The organism is Ruegeria sp. BHSB058 (assembly GCF_059613285.1).
The window spans coordinates 1-6,045 of the sequence record NZ_JBXWSF010000132.1 but is presented as its reverse complement, the minus strand read 5'-3'; the positions used below and the strand labels follow the sequence as shown (position 1 = coordinate 6,045).

Genomic DNA, 6,045 nt, shown 5'->3' with positions numbered 1-6,045 from the left:
GGCTGGCCGCCTTGATGCACAAGGCTTAGCCAGCATCAGGCGCCGGGTTTACTGGGGGCTGAAGGTCGCCAGATAGGCAGTGATGTCTTCGGCCCCGGATTTGAGCTTGACGCTCATGTTCGGGCGGGCAGTTTCATCGTTCAGGAATTCCTGAATGAAACCAATGGGGTCGGCGGCATAGGCGGTGATGTTCTCTTCGGTCCAGACGAGGCCTTCTTGGCCGGCGCGGATCATGTCGTCGGTGAACATGCCGATGGGCAAGCGCTCGCTGCCATTGAGGTAGTCGTATTCGGTTCCGGCGACCCGACCGATGACCCCGTACAGGTTCGGGCCGGTGATCCCGCCTTTGACCAGCACCTTGCCGTCCTTGATGATTGCGTGGCAGGAGGAACAGCGGCTGTAAAGTTGTTCGCCTTTTGCCGGATCTCCGGCGGCATGGGCCGTCGCCGTAGAGGCGGTTGCAAGAATAAGGGCCGCAAAAATCGTTTTAATCACGCCCAACCTCCATCCTGAATATGCATCCACCGGGACATAGCGTGGTTCTCGCAATAGGTGCAATAGCAGGAATGTGGCCATTTTGAGGAATAAAATTTCTATATAAAATAGATGTTTAATTGGAACATGCACAACCAAAGGGGTAGTTGATGGATTTCACCAGACTGAGCCGGACAGACCGTGAGCGAAGCTTCCCTGCGATGAAGTTGCATCAGGGCTGGAAGCCACCGGCTGTATGGTGAGCATAACGCGACAAAAGCGAATCGCCTGGGGCACGGATTTTCGGTATTCCGCCAAATACGGGCGCGTTTTCATGATTTTGCCGCCCCGATCTTGAAATTTGTGTCCGCATTGCGACATGAAAGGGCTGATGCGGGGTCCTGCGCGCCTATGACCGCTGGACGAACCGTTTTCTCCCGGATAGATACGCGCGATGAGACGCCGCTTTGTTGCGGTGCTGATGCATGTTTGCCCGTCCGCCGGGCGTTGGAATTCGGAGAAAACCTCGTGTCCCACGCAGAAGATCACGAAGGCACCCGCAGAGATTTCCTCTACTACGCCACGGCTGGCGCAGGTGCTGTAACCGCAGGGGCTGCCGTCTGGCCGCTCGTCAATCAGATGAACCCGTCGGCCGACGTTCAGGCGCTGTCCTCGATCCGCGTGGATATCAGTGGCGTCGAAGAAGGCACCCAGATCACCGTGAAGTGGCTGGGCAAACCGGTCTTCATCCGCCGCCGGACACCCGAGGAAATCGAAGAGGCGCGTTCGGTCGACCTGGCAGAACTGCCGGACAACAACGATCGCAACGCCAACAAGCCCGGCCTTGACGCGGCGGACGAAAACCGTTCGTTGGACGAGAGTGGCGAATGGCTGGTGATGATGGGCGTGTGTACGCACCTTGGTTGTGTGCCGCTGGGTGATGGCGCAGGCGACTATCATGGTTGGTTCTGCCCTTGTCACGGTTCGCACTACGACACGTCTGGCCGCATCCGCAAAGGGCCCGCGCCCGAGAACCTGCCGGTTCCGGTGGCCGAGTTCGTCGAACCTACCGTTATCAAGCTGGGATAAGGAAACGCGCTCATGTCCGGAATTCCGCACGACCATTACGAACCGAAGACAGGCGCGGAAAAGTGGCTGCACAGCCGCCTGCCCATCGTCGGTCTGCTTTACGACACCATCATGATCCCCACCCCGAAGAACCTGAACTGGTGGTGGATCTGGGGAATTGTTCTGGCTTTCTGCCTGGCACTGCAGATCATCACTGGCATCGTGCTGGTGATGCATTACACCCCGCAGGTCGATCTGGCCTTTGCCAGCATCGAGCACATCATGCGCAACGTGAACGGCGGCCATATGCTGCGGTATCTGCACATGAACGGGGCGTCGCTGTTCTTTGTCGCCGTTTATATCCACATCTTCCGCGGTCTTTTCTATGGCTCGTACAAGGCCCCGCGCGAGATCACGTGGATCATCGGCATGCTGATCTATCTGTGCATGATGGGCACTGCATTCATGGGTTACGTTCTTCCCTGGGGACAGATGTCGTTCTGGGGCGCAACCGTGATCACCGGCCTGTTCGGCGCGATCCCGTTCATCGGCGAAAGCATCCAGACCTGGCTGTTGGGCGGACCCGCCGTGGACAACGCCACGCTGAACCGCTTCTTCTCGCTGCACTACCTGCTGCCGTTCGTCATTGCGGCGCTGGTCGTGGTGCATATCTGGGCCTTCCACACCACCGGCAACAACAACCCCACGGGCGTTGATGTTCGCAAAGGGTCGAAAGCCGAGGCCGAGAAGGACACGCTGCCGTTCTGGCCCTATTTCGTGATCAAGGACTTCTTTGCCCTGGCGGTTGTTCTGGTTGTCTTCTGGGCCATCGTCGGCTTCATGCCGAACTATCTGGGCCACCCCGACAACTATATCGAAGCCAACCCGCTTGTGACGCCCGCGCATATCGTGCCGGAATGGTACTTCCTGCCGTTCTATGCAATCCTGCGCGCCTTTACCGGCGAGGTCTGGGTTGTTCAGTTCGCCAGCTTCATCACCGGTGGCATCATTGACGCCAAGTTCTTTGGCGTGATGGCGATGTTCGGCGCGATCCTGGCCATGGCGCTGGCGCCGTGGCTGGACACCTCGTCGGTGCGTTCGGGCAAGTACCGTCCGATGTTCAAGTGGTGGTTCTACCTGCTGATCATCGACTTCATGGCCCTGATGTGGCTGGGCGCGATGCCTGCAGAAGAACCCTATGCATCCTTCTCGCTGATCGCGTCGGCCTATTGGTTCGCCTATTTCTTCGTGATCCTGCCGATCCTGGGCGTTATCGAAAAGCCCGAGCCGCAGCCGGAAACCATCGAAGAAGACTTCAACGCGCACTATGGCAAGGCTGACGCCGACGCCACACCCGCCGAGTAAGAAGAGGGACAGAAAACCATGTTCAAGAAACTTGCAATCGGCGCCGCTGTTGCTCTGGCGTTTGTTCCTGCCGCATCATTCGCGGCAGGTGGCGGCGAACAGCATATCGAGGATTTCCAGTTCTCGTTCGAAGGCCCGTTCGGCACCTATGATCAGCACCAGCTGCAACGCGGCCTGCAGATCTATACCGAGGTCTGCTCGGCCTGCCACGGCCTGCAATATGTTCCCCTGCGCACACTGGCCGATGAGGGCGGTGTCGGGTTCACAATGGATCAGGTTCGCGCCTATGCGGCTGACAACTTCACTGTTTACGATCCGGAACTCGACGAGGACGTGCCGGCCAAGCCCGTTGACCATTTCCCGGCCAACACGGCGGCTGGCGCGCCTGATCTGAGTCTTATGGCCAAGGCGCGCGCCGGTTTCCATGGCCCCTACGGCCTGGGCATCAACCAGCTGTTCAAGGGCATGGGCGGCGCGGAATACATCGCCTCGCTGCTGCATGGCTATACCGGCCATGAAAAGGAAGAGGCCGGCACCATCCTGTACGAAAATACCGCCTTCCCCGGCGGCTGGATTTCGATGGCGCCACCGCTGTTCGACGAGCAGGTCGAGTTTGCCGATGGCCACGAGAACACCGTCGAGGCCATGGCACAGGACGTCGCCGCATTCCTGATGTGGACGGCAGAACCCAAGATGATGGCCCGCAAGCAGGCCGGATTCGTGGGTGTGATCTTCCTGACCATCCTTTCGGTGCTGTTGTACCTGACCAACAAGCGCCTTTGGGCGCCGGTTAAGGGCAAGAGACACTGATCCCTGACAAACACGTCTGAAGTCAAAACCCCCGCGCGTCGCGCGGGGGTTTTTTGTTGGGACAGGTTCGGTTTTCAAACGTCAGCGCGCGCTTAGATCCCCGTGTTTAAGCCCGAACCCAATGGTTCGATCGGGGCGAGCGGCACAGGTTGGCCTTGCTGGCGGGCAGTCCGCCACGGGATCTGAAAACGGAGAAATATCATGAGATATCTGTCGATCATTGCGGGCCTGCTTGTTGCTTCGCCGGTTCTGGCGCTTGACCTTGCTCCCGGTGCAGAGGTGGGAAAAACCGAAGCTGAAGTGCGCACAAGCCTGACCGATATGGGGTTCGATGTGCGCAAGATCGAAATGGAAGACGGAAAGATCGAAGCCTATGTCGTGAAGGGTAAGGAACTTGCCGAAGTGTATGTCGATCCGGCAAGCGGCAAGATTTCCAAGGTCGAGCAGGAGTGAAGCCGGATGGCTAGTCATGCTGAAACAGAGCGCGGGCACCTGAGTGCCCGCAGCTATCGGGTGTGGGATCCGCTGGTGCGGCTTGTTCACTGGACTGTCGTTCTTGGTGTCGTGTTGAACGGGATGATTGTCGATGATGAGGGGAAAGCGCATGAACTCATTGGATATGCGGTTCTGGCGGTTGTTCTTGTCAGGCTGCTCTGGGGCGTCACAGGTCCGGCTTCGGCCCGGTTTTCTGCTTTTGTCCCTTACCCGCGGGCCGTGTTGAACCATGCAAAGGAGGCATGGGCGGGGGACCGGGTCGTGCACTTGTCCCACAATCCGCTGGGTGCTCTGATGGCCTATAATATCTGGCTGACCCTTCTGGTGATTTGCGGCACGGGCGTCATGATGGGCTCGATCCGGTTTTTTGGCGTGGAGTGGGTTGAAGAGGTGCACGAACTGGCGTTCAACTGGCTGATGTTGTCCGTGGTGATCCATGTTGGCGGAGTGGTTCTGGATCAAAGGCGGACAGGCGTAGGTTTGGTGAAAGCAATGATTACGGGACGCAAGGACATTCCCGACGGTTGGTCGGTCAAATGATCAAAAGGGTCATTCAGACCCTGAGGTCCGGCGACGCTGACGCGCGCCGGGCCGCGCTAATGGCGGCGATGATCGTGATCCAGTCGCTATGTGCGTTGTTCTTTATCGTCGATGTCATTCTGGACGTACGCGATCCTGCCGGGGAGGGTGGAGGGCATCTTGTCCTGGAAAGCTTTGTCGCAGTCGTGCTGTGTGCAGGCATCCTGTTCTTCATGTTCGAACTGCGCGCGCTGCTTGCAAAGATGACCCGCGTTACCACCGGTCTGAAGGCGGCGCGTGGCGAGATGGCGGAAGTCATCGAAGGCTTTTTTGCGCAATGGGGCCTGACACAGGCCGAAAGGGATGTCGCCCTGCTGATCCTGAAAGGGTTGGACAACGATTCCATCGCGCGCATTCGCGGTCGGGCGGCGGGAACCGTACGGGCGCAATCGACTTCTATCTATGCCAAGGCTGGGGTGGATGGGCGAGCTCAGTTGCTGAGTCTCTTTATGGAGGAGCTTTTGTCCGACTCCGTGTAGCGCGGGCGATGGTCGCCTTCACCGCCGAAGGCCAGCGCAGACTATTCAGGCTCTTGACTCGAATCATTTATGATACTGATGTCAGTTTCATAAAATGGAGGTACAATGATCCCTGCCAATGGAATATCTGGTCCGAAAACCGACCCGTTTGAGACATGGTTATCCATCGGCCGGGAGCGCATGCGCAAGGGCGAGCGTACCCGGCTTGATCTTCTCATTTCCGGCACGACCTTCCTTGCCGACAACACACTTGATTTGCTGACCGTGTCGACCGTTTGCCAGCAAGCGGGCGTCGCGCATGGTACGTTTTATCTGTACTTCAAAGATCGAAACGACCTGGCGGGCCACCTGCTGAGCAAGTTCGTGGACTATCTGCAAGTTCAGATGCGGGCCGCAGCCAGACAAGATGGCGACCCGATCCGCAATACCACGGCAGGTTATTTCGAGCTATTCAAGGCCAATGCAGGCTTGATGAAATGCCTTGTCGTGGGCATCGACGCTTTTCCCGAAGCCAGGGCAGCTTTTCAACGGCTCAACAACGAGTGGGCGAGAACCGTTGTGCGTGCGTATCTGAAAAAACACTGGGGCAGTAGACCTGCCGAAGATGAACTGATGCGGCGCGCTTACGCGCTTGGCGGAATGGTCGATCAGTATCTGACAGCACTGTTCGTAACCAAAGATCCCTGGGTGGGGTCGATCTCGAAAGACCCGGACACCGTTGTCGACACTCTTACAACGCTTTGGACGAAAGGCATGGGCGAATGAGCTTGCTGCA

The 6,045-nt window shown here is 58.0% G+C and carries 8 protein-coding genes; 7 read left to right on the top strand and 1 reads right to left on the bottom strand.

The genetic code is table 11. The features are described 5' to 3' along the window. Positions 1 to 48: 48 nt before the first annotated feature. A complete protein-coding gene (locus AC2FNB_RS20205) occupies positions 49 to 495 on the bottom strand; it encodes a c-type cytochrome (protein ID WP_480749001.1) in 447 nt (148 codons plus the stop codon). A gap of 507 nt (positions 496 to 1,002) precedes the next feature. Between AC2FNB_RS20205 and petA the strand changes: the two genes are divergently transcribed. The 7 genes from petA (at position 1,003) to AC2FNB_RS20170 (ending at position 6,035) form a co-directional block, all read left to right on the top strand. Beyond that, on the top strand, positions 1,003 to 1,563 hold the full coding sequence (petA, locus tag AC2FNB_RS20200) for a ubiquinol-cytochrome c reductase iron-sulfur subunit (RefSeq protein ID WP_480749000.1): 561 nt from the start codon (positions 1,003 to 1,005) through the stop codon (positions 1,561 to 1,563). Between the two features lie 12 nt (positions 1,564 to 1,575). Next, complete coding sequence (gene petB / locus AC2FNB_RS20195) at positions 1,576 to 2,907, top strand: cytochrome b (protein ID WP_496748574.1); 1,332 nt, start codon at positions 1,576 to 1,578, stop codon at positions 2,905 to 2,907. An 18-nt stretch (positions 2,908 to 2,925) separates the two neighbouring features. Next, entirely contained in the window at positions 2,926 to 3,717 is a 792-nt protein-coding gene (locus AC2FNB_RS20190) for a cytochrome c1 (protein ID WP_480748998.1), read from the top strand. 201 nt (positions 3,718 to 3,918) lie between these two features. After that, entirely contained in the window at positions 3,919 to 4,170 is a 252-nt protein-coding gene (locus AC2FNB_RS20185) for a PepSY domain-containing protein (protein WP_480748997.1), read from the top strand. 6 nt (positions 4,171 to 4,176) lie between these two features. After that, positions 4,177 to 4,752 carry a cytochrome b/b6 domain-containing protein gene (locus AC2FNB_RS20180; RefSeq protein WP_496748573.1) on the top strand — a complete coding sequence of 192 codons (576 nt, stop codon included), beginning with the start codon at positions 4,177 to 4,179 and terminating at the stop codon, positions 4,750 to 4,752. Then, entirely contained in the window at positions 4,749 to 5,270 is a 522-nt protein-coding gene (locus tag AC2FNB_RS20175; protein WP_496748572.1) for a helix-turn-helix transcriptional regulator, read from the top strand. Before AC2FNB_RS20180 ends, AC2FNB_RS20175 begins: the two co-directional genes overlap by 4 nt. Positions 5,271 to 5,375: 105 nt before the next feature. Beyond that, the gene (locus AC2FNB_RS20170; protein WP_496748571.1) at positions 5,376 to 6,035 is read left to right on the top strand and encodes a TetR/AcrR family transcriptional regulator; all 660 of its coding nucleotides are present in this window, start codon (positions 5,376 to 5,378) and stop codon (positions 6,033 to 6,035) included. The last annotated feature ends 10 nt before the right edge of the window (positions 6,036 to 6,045 follow it).

What these genes read in the sequence shown, in the direction of transcription:
- petB (WP_496748574.1), top strand. Translation starts at nt 1,576, where the DNA reads ATGTCCGGAATTCCGCACGACCATTACGAACCGAAGACAGGCGCGGAA.
- AC2FNB_RS20190 (WP_480748998.1), top strand. Translation starts at nt 2,926, where the DNA reads ATGTTCAAGAAACTTGCAATCGGCGCCGCTGTTGCTCTGGCGTTTGTT.
- AC2FNB_RS20185 (WP_480748997.1), top strand. Translation starts at nt 3,919, where the DNA reads ATGAGATATCTGTCGATCATTGCGGGCCTGCTTGTTGCTTCGCCGGTT.
- AC2FNB_RS20180 (WP_496748573.1), top strand. Translation starts at nt 4,177, where the DNA reads ATGGCTAGTCATGCTGAAACAGAGCGCGGGCACCTGAGTGCCCGCAGC.
- AC2FNB_RS20175 (WP_496748572.1), top strand. Translation starts at nt 4,749, where the DNA reads ATGATCAAAAGGGTCATTCAGACCCTGAGGTCCGGCGACGCTGACGCG.
- AC2FNB_RS20170 (WP_496748571.1), top strand. Translation starts at nt 5,376, where the DNA reads ATGATCCCTGCCAATGGAATATCTGGTCCGAAAACCGACCCGTTTGAG.